This is a genomic window from Roseibacillus ishigakijimensis (genome assembly GCF_016595415.1).
GTDB lineage: Bacteria > Verrucomicrobiota > Verrucomicrobiia > Verrucomicrobiales > Akkermansiaceae > Roseibacillus > Roseibacillus ishigakijimensis.
This window is the reverse complement of the sequence record NZ_JAENIO010000041.1, coordinates 1-23487: the sequence shown is the minus strand read 5'-3', so window position 1 is coordinate 23487 and position 23487 is coordinate 1. Positions and strand designations below refer to the sequence as shown.

The 23487-nt window shown below is 59.7% G+C and carries 24 protein-coding genes and 1 tRNA gene; 18 read left to right on the top strand and 7 right to left on the bottom strand.

The features are described 5' to 3' along the window. Positions 1 to 29 precede the first annotated feature (29 nt). The 3 genes from JIN78_RS13715 (at position 30) to JIN78_RS13705 (ending at position 2816) form a co-directional block, all read left to right on the top strand. Complete coding sequence (locus JIN78_RS13715; RefSeq protein ID WP_200392550.1) at positions 30 to 563, top strand: ankyrin repeat domain-containing protein; 534 nt, start codon at positions 30 to 32, stop codon at positions 561 to 563. Between the two features lie 126 nt (positions 564 to 689). Next, complete coding sequence (locus tag JIN78_RS13710; protein WP_200392549.1) at positions 690 to 1430, top strand: M14 family metallopeptidase; 741 nt, start codon at positions 690 to 692, stop codon at positions 1428 to 1430. Positions 1431 to 1526: 96 nt separating this feature from the next. After that, positions 1527 to 2816: a pyruvate dehydrogenase complex dihydrolipoamide acetyltransferase gene (locus JIN78_RS13705; protein ID WP_200392548.1), complete on the top strand. Its 1290-nt coding sequence runs from the start codon at positions 1527 to 1529 to the stop codon at positions 2814 to 2816. A 240-nt stretch (positions 2817 to 3056) separates the two neighbouring features. Here the strand turns inward: JIN78_RS13705 and JIN78_RS13700 are convergent. Next, a tRNA-Gly gene (locus tag JIN78_RS13700) sits at positions 3057 to 3131 on the bottom strand. A gap of 127 nt (positions 3132 to 3258) precedes the next feature. On the opposite strand from JIN78_RS13700, the gene trpC reads away from it, so the two are divergent. From trpC to JIN78_RS13675, 5 genes are all read left to right on the top strand, one after another. Further along, positions 3259 to 4071, top strand: a complete 813-nt coding sequence (gene trpC / locus JIN78_RS13695; RefSeq protein WP_200392547.1) for an indole-3-glycerol phosphate synthase TrpC — start codon at positions 3259 to 3261, stop codon at positions 4069 to 4071. 1 nt (position 4072) lies between these two features. After that, on the top strand, positions 4073 to 4588 hold the full coding sequence (locus JIN78_RS13690) for a hypothetical protein (RefSeq protein WP_200392546.1): 516 nt from the start codon (positions 4073 to 4075) through the stop codon (positions 4586 to 4588). A 40-nt stretch (positions 4589 to 4628) separates the two neighbouring features. After that, on the top strand, positions 4629 to 5162 hold the full coding sequence (locus JIN78_RS13685) for a YbjN domain-containing protein (RefSeq protein ID WP_200392545.1): 534 nt from the start codon (positions 4629 to 4631) through the stop codon (positions 5160 to 5162). A gap of 19 nt (positions 5163 to 5181) precedes the next feature. Beyond that, complete coding sequence (locus JIN78_RS13680) at positions 5182 to 7671, top strand: DEAD/DEAH box helicase (RefSeq protein WP_307833006.1); 2490 nt, start codon at positions 5182 to 5184, stop codon at positions 7669 to 7671. Positions 7672 to 7775: 104 nt separating this feature from the next. Next, on the top strand, positions 7776 to 8540 hold the full coding sequence (locus JIN78_RS13675) for a LamG domain-containing protein (protein WP_200392544.1): 765 nt from the start codon (positions 7776 to 7778) through the stop codon (positions 8538 to 8540). Positions 8541 to 8704: 164 nt separating this feature from the next. Here JIN78_RS13675 and rpsD read toward each other — a convergent pair whose 3' ends face one another. Genes rpsD through rpsM form a run of 3 tightly spaced genes read right to left on the bottom strand, consistent with a single transcriptional unit; the run spans position 8705 to position 10342 of the window. Continuing rightward, positions 8705 to 9316, bottom strand: coding sequence for a 30S ribosomal protein S4 (gene rpsD / locus JIN78_RS13670; protein WP_200392543.1), 612 nt, complete (start codon positions 9314 to 9316; stop codon positions 8705 to 8707). A gap of 26 nt (positions 9317 to 9342) precedes the next feature. After that, positions 9343 to 9951: a 30S ribosomal protein S11 gene (gene rpsK, locus JIN78_RS13665; protein WP_200392542.1), complete on the bottom strand. Its 609-nt coding sequence runs from the start codon at positions 9949 to 9951 to the stop codon at positions 9343 to 9345. A 22-nt stretch (positions 9952 to 9973) separates the two neighbouring features. Beyond that, positions 9974 to 10342: a 30S ribosomal protein S13 gene (gene rpsM / locus JIN78_RS13660; protein WP_200392541.1), complete on the bottom strand. Its 369-nt coding sequence runs from the start codon at positions 10340 to 10342 to the stop codon at positions 9974 to 9976. Positions 10343 to 10573: 231 nt separating this feature from the next. Between rpsM and proC the strand changes: the two genes are divergently transcribed. Further along, entirely contained in the window at positions 10574 to 11389 is an 816-nt protein-coding gene (proC, locus tag JIN78_RS13655) for a pyrroline-5-carboxylate reductase (RefSeq protein WP_200392540.1), read from the top strand. Between the two features lie 21 nt (positions 11390 to 11410). Here proC and folP read toward each other — a convergent pair whose 3' ends face one another. Then, positions 11411 to 12265, bottom strand: coding sequence for a dihydropteroate synthase (gene folP, locus JIN78_RS13650; RefSeq protein ID WP_307833005.1), 855 nt, complete (start codon positions 12263 to 12265; stop codon positions 11411 to 11413). 26 nt (positions 12266 to 12291) lie between these two features. Between folP and JIN78_RS13645 the strand changes: the two genes are divergently transcribed. The 3 genes from JIN78_RS13645 to JIN78_RS13635 all read left to right on the top strand — a co-directional run bounded on the left by JIN78_RS13645 (position 12292) and on the right by JIN78_RS13635 (position 15201). Then, a complete protein-coding gene (locus JIN78_RS13645) occupies positions 12292 to 12990 on the top strand; it encodes a hypothetical protein (protein WP_200392539.1) in 699 nt (232 codons plus the stop codon). Positions 12991 to 13278: 288 nt separating this feature from the next. After that, positions 13279 to 14199, top strand: a complete 921-nt coding sequence (locus tag JIN78_RS13640; protein ID WP_200392538.1) for an ABC transporter permease — start codon at positions 13279 to 13281, stop codon at positions 14197 to 14199. Between the two features lie 21 nt (positions 14200 to 14220). Next, positions 14221 to 15201 carry an ABC transporter permease gene (locus JIN78_RS13635; protein WP_234037990.1) on the top strand — a complete coding sequence of 327 codons (981 nt, stop codon included), beginning with the start codon at positions 14221 to 14223 and terminating at the stop codon, positions 15199 to 15201. Positions 15202 to 15206: 5 nt separating this feature from the next. Here JIN78_RS13635 and JIN78_RS13630 read toward each other — a convergent pair whose 3' ends face one another. Next, positions 15207 to 15860 (bottom strand): trimeric intracellular cation channel family protein, encoded by a 654-nt coding sequence (locus JIN78_RS13630; RefSeq protein ID WP_200392537.1) that lies wholly within the window; start codon positions 15858 to 15860, stop codon positions 15207 to 15209. A 6-nt stretch (positions 15861 to 15866) separates the two neighbouring features. Further along, a complete protein-coding gene (locus tag JIN78_RS13625; RefSeq protein WP_200392536.1) occupies positions 15867 to 16559 on the bottom strand; it encodes a DUF4230 domain-containing protein in 693 nt (230 codons plus the stop codon). A 394-nt stretch (positions 16560 to 16953) separates the two neighbouring features. Here JIN78_RS13625 and JIN78_RS13620 point away from each other — a divergent pair, with 394 nt between their 5' ends. The 6 genes from JIN78_RS13620 to JIN78_RS13595 form a co-directional block, all read left to right on the top strand. After that, positions 16954 to 17652 (top strand): hypothetical protein, encoded by a 699-nt coding sequence (locus tag JIN78_RS13620; RefSeq protein WP_200392535.1) that lies wholly within the window; start codon positions 16954 to 16956, stop codon positions 17650 to 17652. Between the two features lie 12 nt (positions 17653 to 17664). Then, entirely contained in the window at positions 17665 to 20382 is a 2718-nt protein-coding gene (gene glnD, locus JIN78_RS13615) for a [protein-PII] uridylyltransferase (RefSeq protein WP_200392534.1), read from the top strand. A 59-nt stretch (positions 20383 to 20441) separates the two neighbouring features. Next, complete coding sequence (locus JIN78_RS13610; RefSeq protein ID WP_200392533.1) at positions 20442 to 21446, top strand: aldo/keto reductase; 1005 nt, start codon at positions 20442 to 20444, stop codon at positions 21444 to 21446. Positions 21447 to 21454: 8 nt separating this feature from the next. Next, positions 21455 to 21976 carry a phospholipase D-like domain-containing protein gene (locus tag JIN78_RS13605; RefSeq protein WP_200392532.1) on the top strand — a complete coding sequence of 174 codons (522 nt, stop codon included), beginning with the start codon at positions 21455 to 21457 and terminating at the stop codon, positions 21974 to 21976. Positions 21977 to 22084: 108 nt separating this feature from the next. Then, positions 22085 to 23101 carry a phenylalanine--tRNA ligase subunit alpha gene (pheS, locus tag JIN78_RS13600; protein ID WP_200392531.1) on the top strand — a complete coding sequence of 339 codons (1017 nt, stop codon included), beginning with the start codon at positions 22085 to 22087 and terminating at the stop codon, positions 23099 to 23101. Between the two features lie 206 nt (positions 23102 to 23307). Further along, positions 23308 to 23487 (top strand): adenylyltransferase/cytidyltransferase family protein (locus tag JIN78_RS13595; protein WP_200392530.1); only part of this gene is annotated, 180 nt, incomplete at its 3' end.

Sequence of the window (23487 nt, the reverse complement as noted above, 5' to 3'; positions counted from 1 at the left end):
TTTTTTCCCCACCCATCCCTCAGATACCGATGACTGAATCAATCTCTCCCGCTGAAGAAGCGCGTTACGCAGAATTGCAGCAACATGCCCTCGACTTGGCCCGCACCGGGCAAACGGACGAACTGATCTCCATGCTGGCGGTCGGCTTGCCCCTCAATCTCGCAGACGAAAAGGGCAACTCTCTCCTCATGCTGGCGGCCTACAATGGCCACTTGGAAACCACCCGGGCCCTGCTGGACCGTGGCGCGGAGGTTGACCGCCGGAACGACCGCGGGCAAACCCCCTTGGGAGGAGTCGCCTTCAAGGGCTACCGCGAGATCGCGGCGGCTCTCCTCGCTCACGGAGCCGAAGTCGATGCCGATCAGGGCGGAGGCCAGACTCCCTATCACTTTGCCAGCATGTTCGGACGACACGACCTTGCCGCCCTCCTGGTGGAAAAAGGAGCCAATCAAGACAGTCGAAACAAGTTCGGCCTGCGCGGCAAACAACTGCGGGTGGTGGGAAAATTGCTGGAACCACTCATCGCGTGGGCCAAACGGAGAAAAGCAGCAGCCTCGAACTGAGATGACTCCCATTCTGCTGGCCCGCTTCCTTCTCCGCTGCAAACATCGGCAGCGACAGCCCTCTTCTTGAAAGAGGTGCGACGACCTTGCCCAAGGCGGAGAAGAGAACTACTCTCCCGCCCGCTCATGCCACTCGATCCCCAGGACCTCCTCGCCCGCTTTCGCAGCGCGGCCGCCCGACAAGACTTCGAATTCGAGGCGCTCCTGCCCGACCTCCCTGCCTTCACCCGGCTGGCCCCCGGACCGGTGGTCCATCTCTCGGCGGGGATTCATGGCGACGAGCCCGCCAGCCCCCTGGCCGCCTTGGAATTTCTTGAGAATGGACCCGCCGCCGACCTTCACTGGCTCCTCACACCCCTGATGAATCCCAGCGGCTTGGCCCGGGGCAGCCGGGAAAACCGCGATGGCCTCGACCTGAACCGTGACTACCTCCACGGCCAATCAGCGGAAGTGGCAGCGCAACGGGAATGGCTCAGCCGCCAACCGGTGCCCGACCTCTTCATCAGTCTCCACGAGGACTACGACGCCACCGGCTTCTATTTCTACGAAATCCAGCTGGCGGGAAATCCCAGTGTGCGCGATGCCGTCTTCACCGAAATCAAGACGCTCCTCCCCCTCGAGCCCGGCCCCATCATCGACGAACGGGAAAGCTCGGGCCCGGGCTGGTTCTTTCTGGAGGAAATGCCGGATAAAGAAGAATTCGCCCGCGAGGCAGGAGGCTTTCCCGAGGCCCTTCACCTCGGCGAGCGTGGTTGCCCGCTCTCCCTGACCTTCGAAACCCCCACCCATGCCGTCACCTTGGAAACCCGCATCGCAGCCCATCTCGCCGCCATCGCGGCTGCGCTGGCAGAATTTCGCAAATTCTAGTCTGGATTCTCACCCGAGGATTCTGGACTCTCGGGCAGGTCGGTGCTACTTCTCGTTCACCAAATCGCTTTTTAACCACAATATCCCACAAACAAAATGGCTTCTGAACTCGAAATGCCCAAACTCTCCGACACCATGACGGAGGGCACCATCCTGCGCTGGCTCAAAAAAGAAGGAGAATCGGTCGAAATCGGCGACGAAATCGCAGAAATCGAAACCGATAAAGCCACCATGGCCATGGAAGTCTTCGACGAAGGAGTCCTGACGAAAATTCTCGTGCAAGAAGGCGAAAAAGCCGCCGTGGGAGCGGTCATTGGCATTCTGGGCGGAGATGGCGAGAGCTCGTCCGACAGCGGCTCCAGCGAAGAAGCCAGTGCCGAGAAGAAAGAAGAAGAAGCTCCCGCTGAGGAGAAGAAGGAAGAAGCCCCTGCTCCGGCAAGCAGCTCCCAAACCCCGGCCGCGCCGACAAACGCCGATGGGGAACGCCTGCGGGTCTCCCCGCTGGCGCGCAAAATCGCGGAAAGCGAAGGAGTGGATTTGAGTGGACTCAAAGGCTCCGGCCCCGGTGGCCGCATCATCAAGAAGGACGTGGAAGCCGCCGCCAGCGGAGGAGGTTCCGCGGCCCCTACCCAGTCCGCCAGCCCGGCAGCCACTCCCGCGCCCACACCGCAAGCGATCAATCCCGTCGCCTCTGGCGAAGATCAACGCATTGAGTTGAGCTCGCTGCGTCGCATCATTGCCGACCGCCTCCTCACCTCCAAGCAGACCATCCCCCACTTCTACCTTCATGTGGAAGTGGACGCCGCTCCCCTCATGGCCCTGCGCAAGCAAATCAACGAGCAATCTGCAGAGACAACCGGTAATAAATACACCATCAACGACTTCATCGTGAAGGCGCTTATCAATGCCTCGATGGCCGTGCCGGAAGTGAACGCCTCCTTTGCCGGTGATCACATCATCCAATACTCCTCGGTGGGCATCGCCGTAGCGGTTGCCGTAGAGGACGGCCTCGTCACCCCGGTGGTCAAAAAGGCGGAAAGCAAGAGCCTCTTGCAAATTTCCCGCGAAATCAAAGACCTGGCTGCGCGCTCACGGGACAAGAAATTGCGTCCCGATGAATTCGATGGCGGCACCATCACCATCTCCAACCTCGGTTCTTACGGAATTGACTCCTTCGATGCCATCGTCAATCCCCCGCAAGCAGCCATTCTCTCGGTAGGCAACATCGTCAAAAAACCCGTGGTGGTGGGTGACGAAATCAAGCCCGGCCTCCGCCTCAACCTCGGTCTCTCCTGCGACCACCGCGTGGTTGACGGAGCAGTGGGAGCCCGCTTCCTCGCCGAGGTGAAAAAGCTCATCGAAAGCCCGGCACTGATGCTGGTCTAAGGAAAATCCGTCCTTCTTTTCTTCAAAAACCCGTCTGGCCAGTGGTCCGGCGGGTTTTTTCATTCCTGCGCCCAAATGCGGCCAAATGGCAAGAAACAGGAGAGCGGCAAACAGAGCGGCAATTATCTGGCGCACAACCCCCGCCCCCCGCACGCCGGGCTTATCGGCAAAAAAAAGCCCCTTCTCGCTCTCAGACAGGAAGGGGTGCGTTCGGGTTACCTGTCAGAATGAGGGGAAAAGTGGAGCGGGTGATGAGATTCGAACTCACGACATCAACCTTGGCAAGGTTGCGCTCTACCACTGAGCTACACCCGCTTTTCCCCTCGGGGGCGCGCAGCATACAAAACCGCCTCCGGGCCGCAAGAGAAAATTACTCTTTTCATGACAAAAAGTCGCTCGACCTGACGCTCACTTTGTCCCAGAACCCTCTCCACGCCCCATCATGGACAAACTCGCCGAAATCATCGCCCACAAACGAACCGAAGTGGAGGCTCTCCTCCCCAAAGCTGACATCCTGAAAGCGGCTGCCCTGCAACGAAACGATTTCCGGGGATTCCGCACCGCGCTCGACCGGGGCCCCCATCAGCTGGGAGTCATCGCGGAGGTCAAAAAGGCCTCTCCTTCCGCCGGAATCATCGATCCCGACTTCGATCCCATCCGGCAGGCCGAACGCTACCTCGACGGCGGAGCCTCCTGCATGTCCATCCTGACCGACGAAAAGTATTTCCAGGGCTCACTCTCCTACTTGAGTAAAATTTCCGAAAAGCCCAGTTGTCCCCTGCTGCGCAAGGATTTCACGATCCACGAGTTGCAAATTCACGAAGCCATCATCGCAGGGGCGGACGCCATCCTCCTCATCGTCGCGGCCCTGGAGCAAGACGACTTGGTCCGGCTCTACGACACCGCGCGCTCCCTGCAGCTGGACGTGCTGGTGGAAGTGCACAACCTCCCCGAGATGGAGCGCGCCCTCGACCTCGATGGTATCGACCTTCTCGGTATCAACAACCGCAATCTCAAGACCTTCGAAACCGATCTAAAAACCACCGAGCGCCTGGCGGAAGAAGCGCCCGACAACGTCATCCTCGTTTCGGAGTCCGGCATTCGCAATCCTCAGGACGCCTTCGAGGTGCTCCAATACGGGGCCAATGCCATTCTGGTGGGCGAGACCCTGATGCGCTCCCACATCCCCGCCGACACCATCCAGGAATTCCTTGCCCTGACCTTGGAAGAACCCGCCGAAGAAACAACCGAGTAAGATGGTCGCCGAGCCGGAAAAAGAGATTCGCTTCACCCGCACCGGACAGGCCCGCTCCTTTGCCCTCCTGGGTGCGATCGCGCTGGCGGTGGCCTTCACCTTCGTGGCGCCCCACCTCTATGGCCACCGCTCGCCCGTGCATGGGCTCTGGACCCTCCCTCTGCTGGCGGTAGGGGGCGGTTTCTTCTGGCTCTCCCGGCACTGCGCCAAACACGCCTTCCTCATCCTCAGCCCGGTGGGCATTGAGTTCTTTCCCTTCATTCGCCCCACCAAAAATTACCGGCTCTGGTCTTGGGCCGAATTTCATCGTGCCGAGATCAAGGACAAGACCCTGACCCTGCATTTTGACGAGAAAAAGACCGCCGGAGCCGTCATCTCCCTCGGGCCCCTGACGGCCGAATCGCGCCTTCTCCTCACCCGGGCCATTGAGGGCCGGATGGCCGAGCGCTTTGGAGAAGAAGGGAAGGAGTCCGGAGCAGAGACCACGAGCGCGGACGACACGACCGCGCCGGAATAACCCTTGCGCGAAGCGGTCGCCTCCGGTTTCTTTCTCCCCCATGCCCGCTCCGTCCATCCAGTTCCAGTCCGTCGTGGAGGCCTTCGGCCAAAACGGTTGGCAACACGAAGTCATCGAAGGCCGCGAAGTCCTCCAAACCCAGTTCGAGGCCCACCACACCCGCGTGCACCTGCTGGCCCAGAGCTTCACCAACATCAATGCCCTCGCCATCGTAGGGGAAACGCCCCTCCGGCCGGAAGACACTCACTTGGCGGCCTTTCTGGAACTCGTTATGCGGGCCAACAAGCAGCTCACCCTAGGCGGCTTCGAATACGATTTCGACCGCCAGTTGCTCGTCTTCCGCATCACCAATATTTTCGAAAAGGAAAAATACGACGCCGACATCATTGCCTCCATGGTCCACGCCACCATTGCCGAACTCGACCGCTTGGTGCCTCTGGCCAACGTTCTCCTGAGGACCAAAACCGATGTCCTCCCCGACCTCTCCATCGAGATGCTTCTGCTGCGCGAAGACCTCCTGCCCCCCATCCCGGGCGATGATGGCGAATGGGAAGGCGAGGAGGAAGAACTCTAAGCAAACCCGACCCTTTCCCGTGCCCACACTCACCAAACCCGACTCGCCCCTCAGCTCCGAAGAAGCGCTCGAGAACTTTCTCGCCTATCTCATCGAGGCCGGCATCGAGCCCTACGACCACCAGGAAAACGCCATCCTGGAGCTCTTCGAGGGCAAGAATGTCATCCTCAACACCCCCACCGGCTCGGGAAAATCGCTCGTCGCCGCCGCCCTCCACTACCGCGGTCTCTGCCTGGGCCGGACCAGCTACTACACCGTCCCCATCAAGGCCCTCGCCAACGAGAAGTTTCTTTCTCTCTGCAAGGACTTCGGCCCCGAAAACGTCGGTCTGGTGACTGGTGACGCCACTGTTAATCCCGACGCCCCCATCATCTGCTGCACCGCCGAGATCCTCGCCAATCTCGCTCTCCGCGACGGGGCCCGCGCCCCGGTGGACGATGTCATCATTGACGAGTTCCACTACTACTCCGACCACTCGCGCGGCTGGGCCTGGCAGATTCCCCTCCTTTCCCTCCCCCAATGCCGCTTCCTCCTCATGTCGGCCACCATTGGCGATCCGGAGTTTTTCATTGAAGAACTGGAAACCCTCACTGGAGCTCCCACCGCCCTCATTCAGTCCGAGCAACGGCCCGTTCCCCTGGAATTCGAATACTCCACCACCATTCTGGAGGAAAAAATCGCGGAACTGGTGGAAGCCCGCCGCGCGCCCATCTATCTGGTCCACTTCACCCAGCTGGCCGCCGCCCGCACCGCCCAAAACCTGCTTTCCCAGAATTTCTGTAGTAAAGAGGAGAAGAAGGAAATCGCGGAAGTGCTCATCGACGGGGACTTTCGCTCGCCCTATGGCAAGGAGATGGCCCGCTTCCTCCGCCACGGCGTCGGCCTCCACCACGCCGGATTGCTGCCCAAATACCGCCTGCTGGTGGAAAAGCTCACCCAGCGGGGATTGCTCAAGGTCATCTGCGGCACCGACACCCTGGGCGTGGGTGTGAACGTGCCCATCCGGACCGTGGTCTTCACCCAACTCTGCAAATATGACGGCAAGGGCACCGGCATCCTCCCCGTGCGCGACTTCAAGCAAATCGCCGGCCGGGCGGGACGACGGGGCTTTGACGACATCGGCTACGTCATCGCGCAGGCGCCCGAACACATCATCGAGAACCTCAAGCTGGAGGCCAAGGCAGCGGAAAATCCCAAGAAAAAAAAGAAGGTCGTCAAAAAGACGCCGCCTGAACGGGGCTACGTGCACTGGGACGAAAACACTTACCTCAAGTTGCAGAATTCCCAGCCCGAACCTCTGCAATCCTCCTTCAAAGTCACCCTTTCCCTCATTCTCCACGTCCTCTCCCGGCGCGATGAAGACGGCTGCGCCGCTCTCCGCGCGCTCATCGACCGCAGCCACGAAAGCGAGGCTCGCAAAAAGAAGCACCGCATCACCGCCCGCAAGCTCTTCTTCAATCTCGTGCGGGGAAAAATTCTCGAGATCATCCCTCCGGAAGAACGCCAGGGCCCGGCCAAGGTGCGGCTCAATATCGACCTGCAGCAGGACTTCTCTCTCAACCAGGCCCTCGGCCTCTACCTCCTCGACACCCTGCCCAAGCTCGACGTTGAGGATCCGAAGTATGCCCTCAATGTCATTTCCATGGTCGAGGCCATTCTGGAAAATCCCGACCAAGTGCTCAAAGCCCAGATCCGGCGAGCCAAGGACGAAGCCATGGCCGAGATGAAGGAGGATGGACTCAACTTCGACCAACGCATGGAGGAGCTGGAGAAAATTGAATACCCCAAGCCTGGCGCGGATTTCATCTACCAGACTTTCAATGATTACGCGGCTGGCCATCCCTATCTGGCGGCGGAAAACATCCGGCCCAAATCGGTGGTGCGGGAAATCTACGAGACCTACAGCAGCTTCGAGGACTACATCAAGACCTACAAGCTAGAAAAATCCGAAGCCATCCTTCTCCGCCATCTCTCCGAGGTCTACAAGGTTCTCTCCCAGACCGTGCCCCCCTCCTTCAAAAACGACGACCTTCAGGAGGCTGAAGACTATCTCGAGCAACTCGTCCGCCAGACCGACTCTTCCCTGCTGGACGAATGGCAGGCCCTCAAGGACGGCCCACAGGTGACCGCCGAGAAAAAGGAACTTCCCGCCCCCAGCGATAAGCCCCGCCCCCCCTCGGCCCACCAGTGCATCTGGACTTTTCTCAAGGCGGTCTCGGACAATCGCATGGACGATGCCCTCCAAGCCATCGAGGCCCGCGATGGCGACGATCGCGAATGGACGCGCGAATCCCTCGACCTCGCCTTCGACGATTTCTTTGCTCATCACGCCCACCTGCGGCTCGACCCGGAAGCGCGCAACAAGAAACATCTCCGCCGCGATGGCCCGCACTGGGAGCAATCCCTTCTCGACGCAGAAGGCGAACCGGTGGCCCTCGCGCGGTTCCACTACCGCAGCGAGGAAGGATCGACCTATCTCACTTTGATCGAGGTCATTGCCTCGCATTGAGGAGAATTCCGAACCTTGAATTTATAGGAATTCAAATAGACATCTAAAGTTGACTTTGTAGCTATTTTTAGCAATAGCAGCGGGAGTCCAAATTCTCGCACAAGATGTCCCCTCTCACCCGCACCCTCCTTCCTGTTAGCACTTTTCTGGCTTTGATCAGCTCCGCTCCTGGCGCCTTGATTTATTATTTCGACTTCGAGAATCCCGGTAATTTGGGAGAGAGCGAAGGTTCCCATCCCGGCGCGGCCGTGGTCAGCGCAGGGGTCACTTCGCTCGCGGAGGGCACCTCCGGCAGTGGAGCCACTTTTTCTTCCGGCTCCTCCTTGCAGATGCCGGTTTCCCTCGCTCCCGGCGATTTTCCGCAATTGACCTGGGGAGCTTGGGTGCGCCCCTCAAGCAGCACTCCCATCCAAACCATCCTCTCCCACGATAACGGTGGTTACGATCGCAGCCTTGTCATCGACAATCGCCTGGGGCTAAGCGGAACCACCACCACTTCCTACGGAGCCTACGGAGGAAGCTCGCACGGGGTCCACAACAGTGGTGTCGCCGTCACGCCCGGAGAGTGGACCTTCGTGGCCGCCGCCTATGATCAAGGCAACAACCTCATGCGCCTCCACGTGGGAGATCAAGTCTTCACCTTGGCAACCAGCTTCACCAACGATAGCGGGACCACGACCTTGCTCGGAGGCAATCCCAGTTTCGGGGAATACTTCGTCGGCGATATGGATGAGGTCTTCATTTACGACTCCTTTTTGAGCAGCGCACAAGTGGAAACCCTCCGTCTCAACGGAGTCCCCGAGCCCAGCTCCCTGGGTCTAGTCGCTCTCGGTCTGCTTCTGGCGAATTCCCGCCGCCGCCAGTCCTGACCTCTTTTCTCCCCCCAAAAAAACCTTTAACCCGCCAGCCCGTCTTCTTCCCTTTAAAGGGAAAGACGGGCTTTTTCTCGTCCTCATCCGACAGTCCCAGGGCACAAAAAACCGACCGGGCAAACTCCAGTCGGTTTCTTTGAAAAGGAATAGGCGGTCGAGCTTTAGCGGGAGTAAAGTTCCACCACGCGCTGCACTTCGACGATGGAGTCGATGTCGGCGGGCTCGGGAAGGCGGGCCACAGTGGCTTCCAGCTTCTCGCGGTCGATGGTCAACCAGTCTTTCAACGGAATGGACTGGGTGAGGTCGAGGCTACGCATCGCCAACTGCTGGGAAGCAGCCTTGGGGCCGACCTTGATCTGGTCACCGGGGCGCACCTGATAGCTGGGAACGTCCACTCGCTGACCATTGACCAGAATGTGGCCGTGATTGACCATCTGGCGGGCGGCCTGACGGCTGTTGCCGAAACCAAGGCGGAAAACGACGTTGTCGAGGCGGGACTCAAGCTGCTGAAGAATCAAGTCACCGGTAATACCACGCTGGGCAGCCGCTTTTTCGTAGTAAGCACGGAACTGCTTCTCCAGCAGACCATACATATACTTCAACTTCTGCTTCTCACCGAGAGCGATGGAGTAGTCGGACTTTTTGCGGCGACCGGCACGGGCACCGTGCTGACCGGGAGGGTAGTTGCGGCGCTCAAGCGCCTTGGAGGGGCCAAAAAGTGCCACTCCGAAACGGCGGCTGATTCTTTCTCTAGGTCCTGTGTAACGAGCCATGTTCTAAAATTTTCTTCGTTTGGAGGTTATACGCGACGGGCTTTCTTGGGACGGCAACCGTTGTGCGGAATGGGAGTCACGTCCTCAATGGTGCCCACGTCAATGCCGAGGGTTTGGATGGCACGAACCGCAGATTCGCGACCGGCACCAGGGCCCTTCACGCGCACTTCGGCGGATTTCAAGCCGTGGGACATAGCCTGACGGCAAGCGTCCTGGGAAACAACCTGAGCGGCATAGGCGGTGCTTTTCCGGGAGCCTTTGAAGCCCATTTTACCCGCGCTGGACCAGCCGATGGTGTTGCCCACCTCGTCGGTCACAGTCACCACAGTGTTGTTGAAGGTCGCCTTTACGTGGACGATCCCCTTGGAAATATTCTTGTTCTTCTTGGCTTTGTGGACCTTCAGCGCTTCGGCCGGGTCCTCGCCCATGATCTCAGCGAAGATATCCTTCTTGGGAGCAGGCTTGCTTTCAGCTTCCTCGGCGGAACCCTCCGCCTTGACTTCCTCTTTGGGAGCTTCTTCGTTGCTAGCAGCAGGAGCCGCTTCTTTTTCGGCCGATTCGGGCGCCTTTTCTTCCGCAGCGACGGGGGCGTCTACCTTCTCCTCTTCAGCGGGCTTGTTATCTTCGTCTGACATCTCCTAATTTCTTATCAAGTTCTTACTTCTTGGCACCAACGGTTCTCTTCTTCCCTTTGCGGGTGCGGGCATTGGTCTTGGTCCGCTGACCACGAACAGGCATGCCGCGACGGTGACGGAGTCCACGATTACAATTGATGGAAGAGAGACGCTTGAGTGCGGCTTGCTTCTCACGACGCAAATCACCCTCAATGACGATGCTTTCCGTCTGAATCACCTGCGCGATACGCACAAGCTGCTCCTCCGAAAGCTCCCCAGTGCGCAAATCAGGATCCACACCCGCCTGCTCGAGAATCTTCGAAGCTGTGTTCCGCCCAATGCCGTAAATATACGGAAGAGAAGCTTCGATCCGCTTCTCATTGGGAATTTCAATGCCAAAAATACGTGCCATATCGTGGTGACTAAAAAAGCTAACGCACCGCGTTTTGCCGTGCGAGGGGCGGAGGTGAATACCAGAGTCTGACCCAGTGGCAAGCCGGAAATGACCCTTTTTGCGAATATGTCGAAAAAAATCGTCTTTTGCGGGCTCATTCCCTTGACGAGGCCCGACAGAAAAAAATTTTCAAATGACCCCCAAAACCCCTCGACAGTCCGGCCCATCCGAATTCATCCTCCAAGAGATATGAAATTAGGACTTATTGGAAGTGGACGAATGGGACGCGCTCTCGTTATTGGCGCAATGGAAGCAAAGGCGGTCAATGCCGAAGACGTGGTCGCTTATGATATCGAATCTGCCGCAGTCGACAAACTGGTTCAAGACCACGGGGTCTCGGGAGCCTCGACCCTGCGCGAGGTGGTGACCACCTGCGACACCATCCTCTTGTGCACCAAGCCCGCCGATGTTCCAGAAGTGCTGCGCGAAATTGCTACCTTCGGCACCGATCCCAACCGCATCCTTCTCATTTCGGTGGCCGCCGGGGTCACCATCTCCTCCATCGAGAACTTTATTTTCAGCCATGCCCGGGTGATCCGCGCCATGCCCAACACGCCCGCCCTAGTCGGAAAGGGCGCGGCCGCCTTCTCCCCCGGCTCGAATGCCACCCAAGCGGACATCGACTTTGTGACCAAGCTCTTCGGCTCGGTGGGCAAAGTGGTGGAAGTGCCGGAGAAACTGATGGACGCGGTCACCGGGCTCTCGGGCTCAGGCCCCGGCTTCGCCTACCTCATGATCGAAGCCCTGGCCGATGGAGCCGTCGCCAGCGGCCTGCCCCGCGACAAGGCCCTGGAGTTGGCTTCGCAATCCCTCTTGGGCGCGGCAGCCATGGTGCAAGAAAGCGGGCTCCACCCCGGCATGCTCAAGGATATGGTGACGTCCCCGGGCGGCACCACCATCACCGGCATCACCGTGCTGGAGAAAAACGGCTTCCGAAGCGCGGTCATTGAGGCCGTGCGCGCCGCCACCAATCGCTCCATCGAATTGGGTCGCTCGCAGGACTAGCAGCACCCTCCCCCACCCGGCCTAATCAAGGAGTGCCTCTGTGAAGCGCAGGGCCTCCCGATTGGGCCGCACCTCATGCACCCGGTGAATGAGGGCACCGCGTTCGCGCGTCCAAGCGGTCAAACCCACAGTCGCCCAATCGCGCGCCGAAAGCTCTTTTTCCCCCAACAATTCCCCCAAAAAGCTCTTCCGCGACAGCCCCATCATCACCGGGCAGCCTCCGATCGTAAATTCGCCCGTCGCGTGCAGCAGGGCCAAATTATCCTGCAAACGCTTGCCAAAGCCGATCCCCGGGTCCCAGCAGAGACGCTCCCGGGCAATGCCAGCCGCCTCCAGCGTGCGCAGTCTCTCCACAAAATAATCCCGCACCTCGGCCACCACGTCTTCATAAAACGGAGCCGCCTGCATGGTCTTGGGCACCCCCTTCATGTGCATGACTACGACGCCACAGTCGCTCTGCGCACACAGCCGGACCATTTCCGGGTCCCGGAGACCGGAAATATCATTCACCACACTGGCTCCGGCAGCCAGGGCCTGCCGGGCCACCTCAGGCTTGCAGGTATCGACAGAGAGGGGCACCTCCTCCTCCCGGGCCAAGGCCTCAATCACCGGCACCACCCGCTCCAACTCTTCTTCCAAAGCGACCGCATCCGACCCCGGTCGGGTCGATTCCCCACCCACATCGATCAGATCGGCCCCCTCGGCCACCAGGGCACGCGCCCGGACCACCGCCGAGTCGCGGCGACTCCACTTGCCCCCATCCGAAAAAGAATCCGGGGTCACGTTGAGAATACCCATCACCAGCGCCCCCTTCCGGAAATCAAAGCGATGCCGCCCGGCCTGCCAAGGGTCTCCGTATTTCTGTTTTGACCTCACGCGGAAGAGTCTCTAGCGTGCTCCCCATGTCGAGACCATTTCTTTTTCTCACCCTCATCGCTCTCTTCCAATTGTTGGCCAGCTGTTGCTGCTGGGGCGCGGAGACGGAAGAAGTCTGGGAAGAAGTGAGCCACAATGTGCGCGTGATGCGCCACCCCGACAACACCAATACCGAATATCGTCGCTCCAATGACGAAAAGACTCTCGTCAAGCGCCGCTATTCCAACATCCGCGGCGGGAAAGAAGCGGTTCTCACCACCACCATTTACCGCATGGACAAACGCGGCAATCCCCTGTCCTGCAAAATCTTCGACGGCAAAGAGAACCTACTTTACAAAGTCGGTTACGGCTACCACCGCGAGACTGGCGAGCTGATGGCCGAGAACACCTATGACGCGCGCGTTCCCCAAATCGATCCCAAGACCGGCAAGGAGGTGCCCATCCGCCGCATGTATTGGTTCTACGACTCCGACGGCAAAGTGACCAAAGCTTTCTCCTTCGTCTGGCGCAAAGGAGCCTACGCCGAAGAGCAATTCAAGAAACCGGAAGACATCGAATCGAGCTTCCCCAGCGACAACCCCTTCCGCAAAAATGATGGAGTCGGCAACCCGGCAGTCCCCGCCGATCCGGAGGGCGGAGAAGACAAAGAGCCTATGCGCATCGAGCAGAATTTCGATCTCGATGGTGACGTGCCGCCCCTCCCCCCGCTCCCCTTTGAGCGTTAAGCTTATTCCGGAGGGAATCAGCCCAGACGATGGATTGCCCACGATGAGGCCGCTAAAGGAGAATTTCCCTTTGTGCGCCTCACGGTCTTTTTAGAGGCAAATCACGGGGCGAGCCCGGTCTGCGGCGATCATTGCCCCCCGGCCCCAGCGTGGAAAGTAGAAGAATTTCCTGATGGCGGCCGCCCGCCTTGACTTTGCCCGTAGCCTTGGTGAAAACACCAGCAGTTCCGTGATGACGGGACATCATTTTCCTTCTCCGACCCCTTCAGACTCCCTTCCCTGCCGGCTATGCTCAAGACCATTCTCTCTCGCCTGACCCAGACCGTGGTGGTCGTTTTTCTGCTCGTGACCTTCACCTTCTTTGCCGTGCGGGCCATTCCAGGCAATCCCTTCGCCAGCGAAAAAGCGACCTCGCCGGAAGAACAAGCCGCCTTGGAAGCATACTACGGCCTCGATAAGCCCCTCCCGGTGCAATACCTCCGCTACTGGGGAAATATTCTCACTCGCGGGGACTTCGGCGACTCCCTCTCCATGAAGGGCCGCAAGGTCTCGGAGATGATCGCCCAATCATTTCCTGTCTCCGTTCTTCTCGGCACGGTTTCTCTCCTCTTGGGGATTTGCGCCGGCGTCCCACTGGGCATCATCGCCGCTCTCAATCACAATAAATCGCTCGACTATCTGGCCATGTTTCTCGCCATGGCCGGCATCTGCGTGGTCGCCTTTGTGCTGGGGCCCATCTTCCAAATCAATTTGGCCAAGCCGCTGGACTGGCTCAATGTGGCGGGATGGTCGCGGCCGTCCGACATCATCCTACCAGCCATCACCCTCTCCACCGGCATTGCCGCCTATCTCGCCCGCCTCACCCGCGGGGGAATGCTCGACGTCCTTTCCCAGGATTACATCCGCACCGCCCGAGCCAAAGGAGTGCCCGCCCTGCAAATCATCCTCAAGCACGCCCTCCGTCCGGCGCTCATGCCAGCGGTGACCTTTCTGGGCCCCGCCTTTGCAGCCATCATCACGGGCTCCTTCGTGGTGGAAAACATTTTCCTCGTTCCCGGCATGGGCCAACACTTTGTCACCGGGATCACCGCCAAGGATTACAATCTCGTTCTCGCACTCGTGCTTTTCTACGGCATCCTGATGGGCATCGCCAATTTGCTCTCCGACCTTGCCCTCATCTTCATGGACCCCAAACTTCGCAGTGCTTAAACCGCTCGCGCCCACTCTCTCATGTCAGCTTCTCTTTCCGCCAATCCCACCGTGCCGCCAGTGGTCGAAAAAGGCAGCAGCCTCTGGTCCGACGCCTTCATCCGACTGAAGAAAAACAAACTGGCCATGCTCGGGGGCATCGTGGTCATCCTTATCCTTACCGCCTGCTTCATCGTCACTCCCATTCTGGGCGCTTTCGGCCATGATGCCAACGAGCAGAACCTCGCCAACCGCTTTGCAGCTCCCGGTTCAGCCGGCAGCCTCCTCGGTACCGACCAGCTCGGGCGCAGCATGCTCATGCGCGTGCTGGAAGGCGGCCAGATTTCCCTTCTCGTCGCCATTCTTTCCACCCTTTTGACGGTCACTCTCGGCATTATTTACGGAGGCATCGCCGGCTACGTCGGTGGCCGCACCGAGGCCATCATGATGCGTATTGTGGACGGGCTCCTCGCCATGCCCTTCCTCATCATCGTCATTCTTTTCCGCGAACTCATCTCGGCCCGCACCGATCTCATTGCCGAATGGCTGGTGGTGAATTGGCGGCTCAGCCCCGAGCTCGTGCTCCGCTTCGCCAATCTCGTGCCTCTCATCCTCGCAATCGCCGCCTTTGGCTGGTTGACCATGGGCCGCATTGTGCGCACAGCCGCCGCCTCCCTCCGGCGCCAGGAATTTGTCGAGGCCGCCCGCTCCCTCGGACTTCCCCACCGCCGCATTCTTTTCCGCCATATTTTGCCCAATATGCTCGGCCCGGTCATCATCTACGCGACCCTCACCATCCCAAGCTTCATTCTTTACGAAGCCACCCTCTCCTTCATCGGACTCGGCATCGAGCCCCCCAACTCCTCTTGGGGCATTCTCATTAAAGAAGGAGCCAACTTCCTGGAAACCTACCCCGTCGTGCTGGCCATTCCGGCCATCATCTTTTCCCTGACCCTTTTCGCCTTCAACTTCCTGGGCGACGGCCTCCGCGACGCCCTCGACCCCAAGTCATCCAAAGATTAGGCCCCTCAGCGGTCCTCATCGTTGCTCTCAATAATGAACTCTTGGGAAAAGCGGTTGAGCGGCCCCAAGGTCCAGTAGTTGCGCACGGCCAAGAAGCGGAAAACAGTCACCACCAGAAAGCCCACCACCATCGCGCCCGGGCGCGGCATACCCCACTGGTAAGCGAGGAGAAATATCCACGCCCCCACAAAGCAGCAGGTGATATTGAGCGGGCTGCCCGGGCGAAAGGTCGCAGGCAAACGATTGCAAATGATCTCCGCAATGACTGCACCGAAGGTCCCCGTCATCACCCCAAAGAGCGCGGACAGAAAAAGGGTGGTCCCACTATCGATGGCAATGGCCGCTCCCGCCATGGTGAAGGAACCCGCACCAATGGAATCGGGCACGACCAGATGAGGTTCCAGCCGAATCACCACCCGCGGCAAGATCACCGATAGCAAACAAAGGAAAAAAACGATGACCGGATAATGGGGCGACTCCATCCAAAAGAGGGGCTGCCGGGCCAGGAAAAGATCGCGGAGAGTGCCTCCTCCAAAGGCCGCCGCAAAGGCCACCGCGAAGATTCCCGTCAAATCCATCCCACTGCGGGCCGCCAGCAAAATGCCAAAGCAAGCCGAGGAAACCACCGCCAACAGCTCGATAAAATCAATGGGCTGCATCACAAACTAAGGAACAACAGGGGAAAGCAATTCGTCCGCCACCACCAAATCATCAACTCCGAGCAGGGCCTTCATATTCTGCGCCATCAGGCTATTGAGCTGCTCCAGCATCCCACTTTCCTGCACATCCCGGATGGCCTGCAGACGCAGCTGGTTGACGAGGCCATCCCGATCCCGCTCGTCGACCTTGTTCCAGATCCCACTCTTGTCCTCAATGGTATTCACCGAAATCATCTCTGCCGACAACACCTGGGGCTCCCCGATTCCCGCAATCACAGCCCGCCCCTCCTCATCGTAGCCCACCGTGATTCCCTCCTCGATGTCGTAGCCTATCTTGACCTTGAAGCGCCCTTCCATCCGGAGGCGTTTGGTACTGGTCACCGGCCCCAAGACCACCGCTTCACTCTCGATCTCCTTGTTCACCTTCAGGTCGAATTCCATGAGCGCGAGTTCCCCCACTTCATTGACAGCTAGCAGCGAAGACGAATCCAAGCGAGTCACCTTCGCTCCCCCTCCCAAGAGCCCCCCCAAGAAATTCTCCACCCGGCTCAGGGTAGACTGGGCTGCCGCCTCCGCCGGACGCACCACCACGAAATACCACACCGCGCCCGTCACCAGAAGCAACAAGGCCAAGCCCGCAAAAAGACCGAAATACCGCCGGGACGAAGACGGCGCGGAAGAACTGTCGGATTTCCTCATGGCCGCACCCTAACGCCCCCTAGCCATGGGGTCTTCCAAAAAATAAGAAATCCCCCCTTCCCCTGCGCCTCCCCGCTATCACTTCGGACCTCTCCCCCTGAATCAGCAGCGAAACCAGCTGTCATGACAACAGGAAGGCGAGAACTCTTTCGCTCTTGTGGCTACCTTCTCTTCCCCGGGCTCTTGCGGATGGACCCGGCCCGCGAGGGCGTCATCCCCCCTGCTCCTCACTGCCCGCTCCGAAGTTCTTTTCTGCTCTCTGGGCGAGCAGGTGGAGGGGATGCTTGCCTGCGCTGGGCAGCCCCCCTTGCCATTGGCTGCTGTGGCCCTGGCCAGCCTGGGGAGGGAGGGAATGACACACAGGGAACCATTGACCCGAAGACCGATTCTTCCCATGCTCTTGCCTGTGTTTGCCCGCGCTTTTTTGCTCCTGCCTCTCGGCCTCGCGCCTCTGCTCGCGGCCAGGAATCCACATCTGCCTCTGGGGGTAGAGTCTCTCACCGGCCTCCGCAGTTCTTACCTCTACCGGGGCTTCGAGCTCGCCGAGGTCACGCTGGAGGGGCAACTCGAAACGGAGGTGACGCTCAGTGACCAATTCTCCCTCGGCCTGGCGGCGTGGCATCTAGCGGAGTCCAGTGACAACTTTTCCGAGTCCGCCTTTGGCCTGAGCCTGCGACGCGACTGGGAGGAGGTCAGCCTGTCGGCCTCTCTGGACTACCGGGCCTACTCCGGGAGCCTCTTTGAGGACGGGCTCGATGCCGGGCTGCAGGCGCAATGGTTCTTTGCCGAGGATTGGGACTTGGCTTGGGAGAGTCATTACGACTTCGGCGCGGAGGGCAGCTATCATGCCTTCTCGCTGGCTTGGTCCCATCCCTTTGGCGACGAGCTCTTTCTCTCGGCCCACGGGGGAATCAGCGCGGTTTCCAGCTACTACGAGCGCGACGGACTCAATGACCTGCACACCCGTCTTTCCCTGACCTACAATCTCAATTCCTATCTTTCCATCACTCCCTTCGTGGGCACCTCCCTGGGCTTGCAAGAGGGGGTGGCCGACGACGTCTTCGCTGGCGTCTGGCTTGCTGTGACCTTCTAACAATTCTGATTCGTGACTACCACTTCCCTGCCTCCCGCCCTGCCCTCCGCCAGCGAACTCAACCAGGCGTCCCCGCTGGAAAGGCTGAAGACCCTGAAAGCCTATCTCGCCGACGCGGAGAAAATGTTGGAGGAGGAGCATCAGGGAGGGCAATCCGGCTTGGCCAATGCGGCGGCCCGGGTGGCTGTGATTGACCAGTTGATGAAGCGGCTCTTCGCAATGGCGGATGAGAAGCACCCCAAGAGCAAGGTGGCTCTGGTGGCCAATGGGGGCTATGGACGCGGCTATCTCAATCCCGGCTCTGATCTGGACATCCTCTTCCTCCTCCCCAAGGCCGCTCCCAAGCTGAATCGCAATGAGAAGGACTTTATCGATGCCGTGCTCTACCCTCTTTGGGATCTGGGCTTCAAGGTCGGGCAAGCTTGTCGCTCGGTGCGCGAGTGCATCAGTGAAGGAGAAAATGATTCCCACACCCGGACCACGCTCTTCGATTCCCGCTTCATTGCCGGGGATGGTGCGCTTTTCCAGACCTTCCGTCAGCGCTTTCGCAAGGAAGTCATCGAGAAGCGGCTTACGGCCTTCCTCGCCGATCGGCGGGCGGACCTCATCGAGCGCTACCAGAACTATTCGGATACGGTTTTTCTCCAGGAGCCCAACGTCAAGGAGTCGCCCGGTGCGCTGCGGGACTACCACAATCTGCTCTGGATCTCCGACGCCCTCTACAAGACGCGGGACCTCGACGATTTGCGGAAGCGGGGCATTCTCTCGCAGAACGCGAGTGAGGAGATGATCGAGGGCTTCGAATTTCTCATCCGGGTGCGCAACGACCTGCACTATCGCGAGGGGCCCAATGCCGATGTGCTGACCCTGCGCCGCCAAGGGCCGGTCTCGGACTTCCTGGGCTACACCAGCCGCAACCAGCTCAAGCGAATCGAGGCACTCATGCGGGATTACTACCGGCATGCCCGGCGCATCCGCCAGCACACCGAGACTATTTTTGAGATTGCCGAGCTGGAGGCCAAGATTCATCCCAAGAACATTTTCGGCAAACCCTCCGCCAGCAAGCCCGACCGCACCTTCGATCATTTCTATGCGCAGGAAGGGCGGCTCTTTGCCAAGTCTCCCACGGTCTTTCTGGAAGACGCCAGCAATCTGCTCTCCCTCTTCCGGCTGTGTCAGAAATTCGACCTGACGCCCTCTCCGGATTTGCGCAAGCTCATCAAGGCCCACCGGCACCTCATCGATCATCCCTTCCGCCTGGCCAAGACCAACCGGGCCACCTTCCGGACCATTCTCCAGCAGAAGGGAAAGGTGGGAACGACCCTGCGCCTGATGCACCGAGTGGGAGTGCTGGGCCTGTTTTTGCCTGAATTCGGCAAAATGGAATTTCTCGTCCAACACGAGTTCTTCCACCGCTACACCGCCGACGAGCACACCCTCCGTTGCGTGGACCAGCTCGATGCGCTCATTGACTCGGACGACCCCGCCCACGTCCTCTACCGCGATATCTTCATCAATCATCAGGACCCCTACGCGCTCTATCTGGCGATACTGATGCACGACTCCGGACGGGCCATGGGGGTGGAGGAGCACATCGATGGGTCGGCCATCCTCACCGACCGGGTCTGCCGCCGGATGGTCATCAAGGGCGAACGACGCAAGCTAATCATCTTTCTCGTCGATCAGCACCTGGCCCTCTTCACCACCGCCACCCGCAAGGACCTTTCCGACCCGGAGGTGATTGCCGACTTTGCGGCCCAGATGAAGACCAAGCACAATCTGGACACGCTCTTGCTCTTCACCTTTGCCGATGCCAATGGCACCAATGAGGAAGCGTGGTCGAGCTGGAAGGAAACCCTCATGCTACAACTCTACCGGGCGACGCGTTCCTTCCTCATCCAGGGCGAGGCCGAGTATGATGCCGCCGCCCGCCGGGAGCTGGTGGAGATGCGGGAGAAGGTGGCCAAGCGGCTCGCCGCGCGCTACGCGCACCTCATCGAGGGGCACTTTGAGCAGATGCCGAAGCGCTACTTCCGCTTTCGCAATGCCCGCTCCATCCGCCACCATCTGCGGGCCATCGGCCAGTATTGGGATCGGCGGGAACGCCGCCCAGACACCCACTTCGAGTGCGCGGTGCGCTGGCTGGAGCATCCCAAGGATGGCTATACGGAGCTCATTGTGGTGGGGGAGAACCAGCCCGGCCTGCTGCGGCGCATTGCCTGTGCCCTCGCCGCCCACCGCATCAGCATTCTATCCGCCGATGTCTACACGCGCGAGGACGGGCTGGTGCTCGACCTCTTTCGGGTGACCACCGAGGACGACGAAGCCGTTGCCGACAAGATCCACCAGCTCTCCTTCGTCACTACTCTCTACGAGATCTCCGGCCCCGGGGGATACGATCCTTCCAAGTATCTGGAAAAGCCCAAGAACTATCTTGAGGAGGGGCCCATTACGGAATTCTCCGTCCCCACCCGCGCTCTGGTCCGCAACGACATCGACCCCGTTTACACGGTTCTGGAGGTGCAGGCCGTGGACCGCCTGGCCCTGTTGCACGACATCCTTTTCTGCCTGGAGAAGCATCAGTTTGCCATCACTCACGCACGCATTTGCACCGAGAAAGGAGTGGCCCTGGATGCCTTCTACATCCTGACCGAGAAGGGAACTCCTCTCAGCGAGGAGGCCGCCCTCGCTCTGGAACAGGAATTGGATCCGATTTTGCGAAAAAGCTAGCCCATCCCGGCGCGAGAAAAGCGCTCCCCCTCCCCCCGCTCTTGTGCTAGTTTCCGATCATGACCGATCGCCGTTCTTTCTTGCGCACGCTGGCCGCCTCCGCCGCCGCTGGTTCCCTCGCCCGGGGGGAAAGCAGCTCCGATCCATTGGGAGCACTGCTGCCCACGCGCAAGCTGGGAAGAGCCGGGGAGCACATTACCGCCTTCACCTTGGGTGGCTCCCATTGCCAGAAGGCGGCCTCGGGCACGGAGGCCCAGCGCATCATCGAGACCGCCATCGAGGTGGGCGTGCGGAGCTTCGACAACGCCCGCAGCTACGGCAATGGAGAATCGGAAGAACTCTACGGCAAATTCCTCACCCCTAAATATCGAGAGCACATTTTCCTGACCACCAAGTCCACCAGCAAGACGGCAGCCGATGTCCGCAAACAGCTGGAACAATCCCTGCGGGCAATGAAGACCGACCACGTGGACCTCTGGCAGATCCATTCCATTCACTCCCCGGAAGATGTCGACAACCGCCTGAAGAACGGCGTGCTGGACGAATTCCTCAAAGCCCGGGAGGAAGGAAAAACCCGCTATCTGGGCTTCACCGGGCACACCTCCTTCAAGGCCCACCTGCACATGCTCAAGCGACTGCGCGAACGCGAGGTCAAACTGGACACCTGCCTCATGCCTATGAATTTAGTTGATCCGCACTACGATTCCTTTATCGTGAACGTGCTGCCCGAGCTCATCAAAGACGATTACGCCATCTTTGCCATGAAGACGCTGGGCTGCGGCACCATGGTCGGCACCCACCCCTTCTGGAATCGGCAGAAGGCGGACAATCCCGATCTCCCCTCCCTGACGGAAGACCTCGGGCTGACGGTGAAAGACATGCACCACTACGCCTATTCCCTGCCCATTGTCTCCCTCATTTCCGGCTGTGAACAGCCCGCCCAAGTGAAGGAAAACATTGGCTATCTGAAGAACTTCCGGGGCATGGCGGCGGAGGAACGGGATGCTCTCATTGCCAAGACCAAGCCCTACGCCGGGCGCACCTTGGAATATTACAAAGGCTGACCCCGCCCGTGACCGAACTCCTCCTCAACGAACAAATCTACCATCGGGTGGTGGAGGAGCTCATCCCCACCGCGCGGCGCTTCCTGTGGATCGTCACCGCCGACCTCAAGGATCTCCACATCAAACGGGGGCCGCACTACGTGCCCTTTCTCTCCCTGCTCGCTGACCTGGTGGAAGCCGGGGTGGCGGTGCGCCTCTTTCATGCCAAAGAACCCGGGCCGCGATTCCGCGAAGACTTCGACCGCTATCCCGCGCTACTGGAGCAAGAAGGCTTCGAGCGCATTCTCTGCCCCCGCATCCACACCAAAGCCATCGTCATTGATGGCAAACTCGCCTTTCTGGGCTCCGCCAACCTCACCGGAGCCGGCCTAGGGGCCAAGAGTCCCACGCGCCGCAATTTTGAGGCTGGCTTCCTCACGGACGAACCCGCCCACCTCGACCCCTTACTGGCCTGGATTGACGAACTCTATCTCGGCGAGCCCTGCCTGCAGTGCGGACGGCGGGAAGTTTGCCCCGACCCCATAGCCTGATTCCAACGCGACGCCACTGATGGCCACGGGGACGAAACGACCGACGGGAAGAATGACGCCTTGCCGCTTGATTCTTTTCGCGACTTACGCCATCCCTCGGCCCGTCCGATGAATTCCGATCTCGCCGAAATCCAGTCCGCCGCCCTCGCCGCCATCGAGTCTGCCTCCGATGGCCCCAGCCTCGAACAAGCCAAGATCGACTTTTTGGGCAAAAAAGGACGGCTCTCAGCAGCCTCAGCCTTGATGAAGTCCCTGCCCAAGGAGGAAAAACCCGCCTTTGGTCAAGGCCTGAACACCGTGCGGGGAGCCATCACGGCCGCTCTGGAAGAAAAGCAGGCTCTTCTACAGGACGCCGCCGACCGGGAGGCGATCGCTGGCATCGACCTCACCTTGCCCGCGCGGGGCATTCACACCGGAGGGCTCCACCCCCTCACCCGCATCAAGGACGACGCCATCCAGATCCTCCGCCGCATGGGTTTCGCCCTCGCGGAAGGCCCCGAGATTGAGGACGAATTCCACTGCTTTGATGCCCTCAACACCCCCGGTGACCACCCCGCGCGCAACGAGAAAGACACTTTCTACTTCGACTCCGGCAAGCTCTTGCGCACCCACACCTCCTCGGTGCAAGTGCGCACCATGGAGAGCCAGACCCCGCCCGTGCGCATCATGGCCCCGGGCTCTGCTTACCGCCGCGACGAGATAGACGCCACCCACCTCTCCGTCTTCAACCAATTGGAAGGCCTCTACGTGGCGGAGGACGTCTCTTTGGCCGACCTCAAAGGCACACTGGTCTACTTCTTCCAAGAGCTCTTTGGCGCCGATACCGAGCTCCAGTTCCGCCCGCACTTCTTCCCTTTCACCGAGCCTTCCTTCGAGATCGACATCAAGCTGCACGTCAAAGGCCGCGAGCCCAAGTGGATCGAAGTTGCGGGCTGTGGCATCGTCGACCCGGCCGTTTTTGAGGCCATCTGCCAATCCCGGGGCGACGAAGCCTTCTCACCCGCGAAGGTCACCGGCTTTGCCTTTGGCATGGGGCTGGACCGCCTGGCGATGATCAAGTGGGGCATCAAGGACATCCGCCTCCTGATTGAGAACGACACCCGCTTCCTCAAACAGTTTGCCTGAGGGAAGAGGTTTTAGCCCGAATTCTTCCAGAGAATGAGGCCCGCCAGGGCGAGAGCGGCGATAAGGATGACAACGAAGCGACCCGACCGGGTCTTGCAAGCTTGGTTGATGAGTCAAAGCATGATGGCAAACCCTCGCCCTCTTTCCCGGGAATGCAACCGAAAGAAAAGCTGTTTTCCCTCCGGCAATCGTGAGCATATGACCCTATGAGAACCGCAGTCTACGCTGGCTCCTTCGACCCGCCCACCAATGGCCATCTCTGGATGATTGAGCAGGGGCTGGCCCTCTTCGATCGGCTCATCGTGGCCATCGGGACCAATCCCTCCAAGAGCTACACCTTTTCGGTGGCCGAGCGCCTCGACCTGCTGCGGGCCTCCACCCCCCCC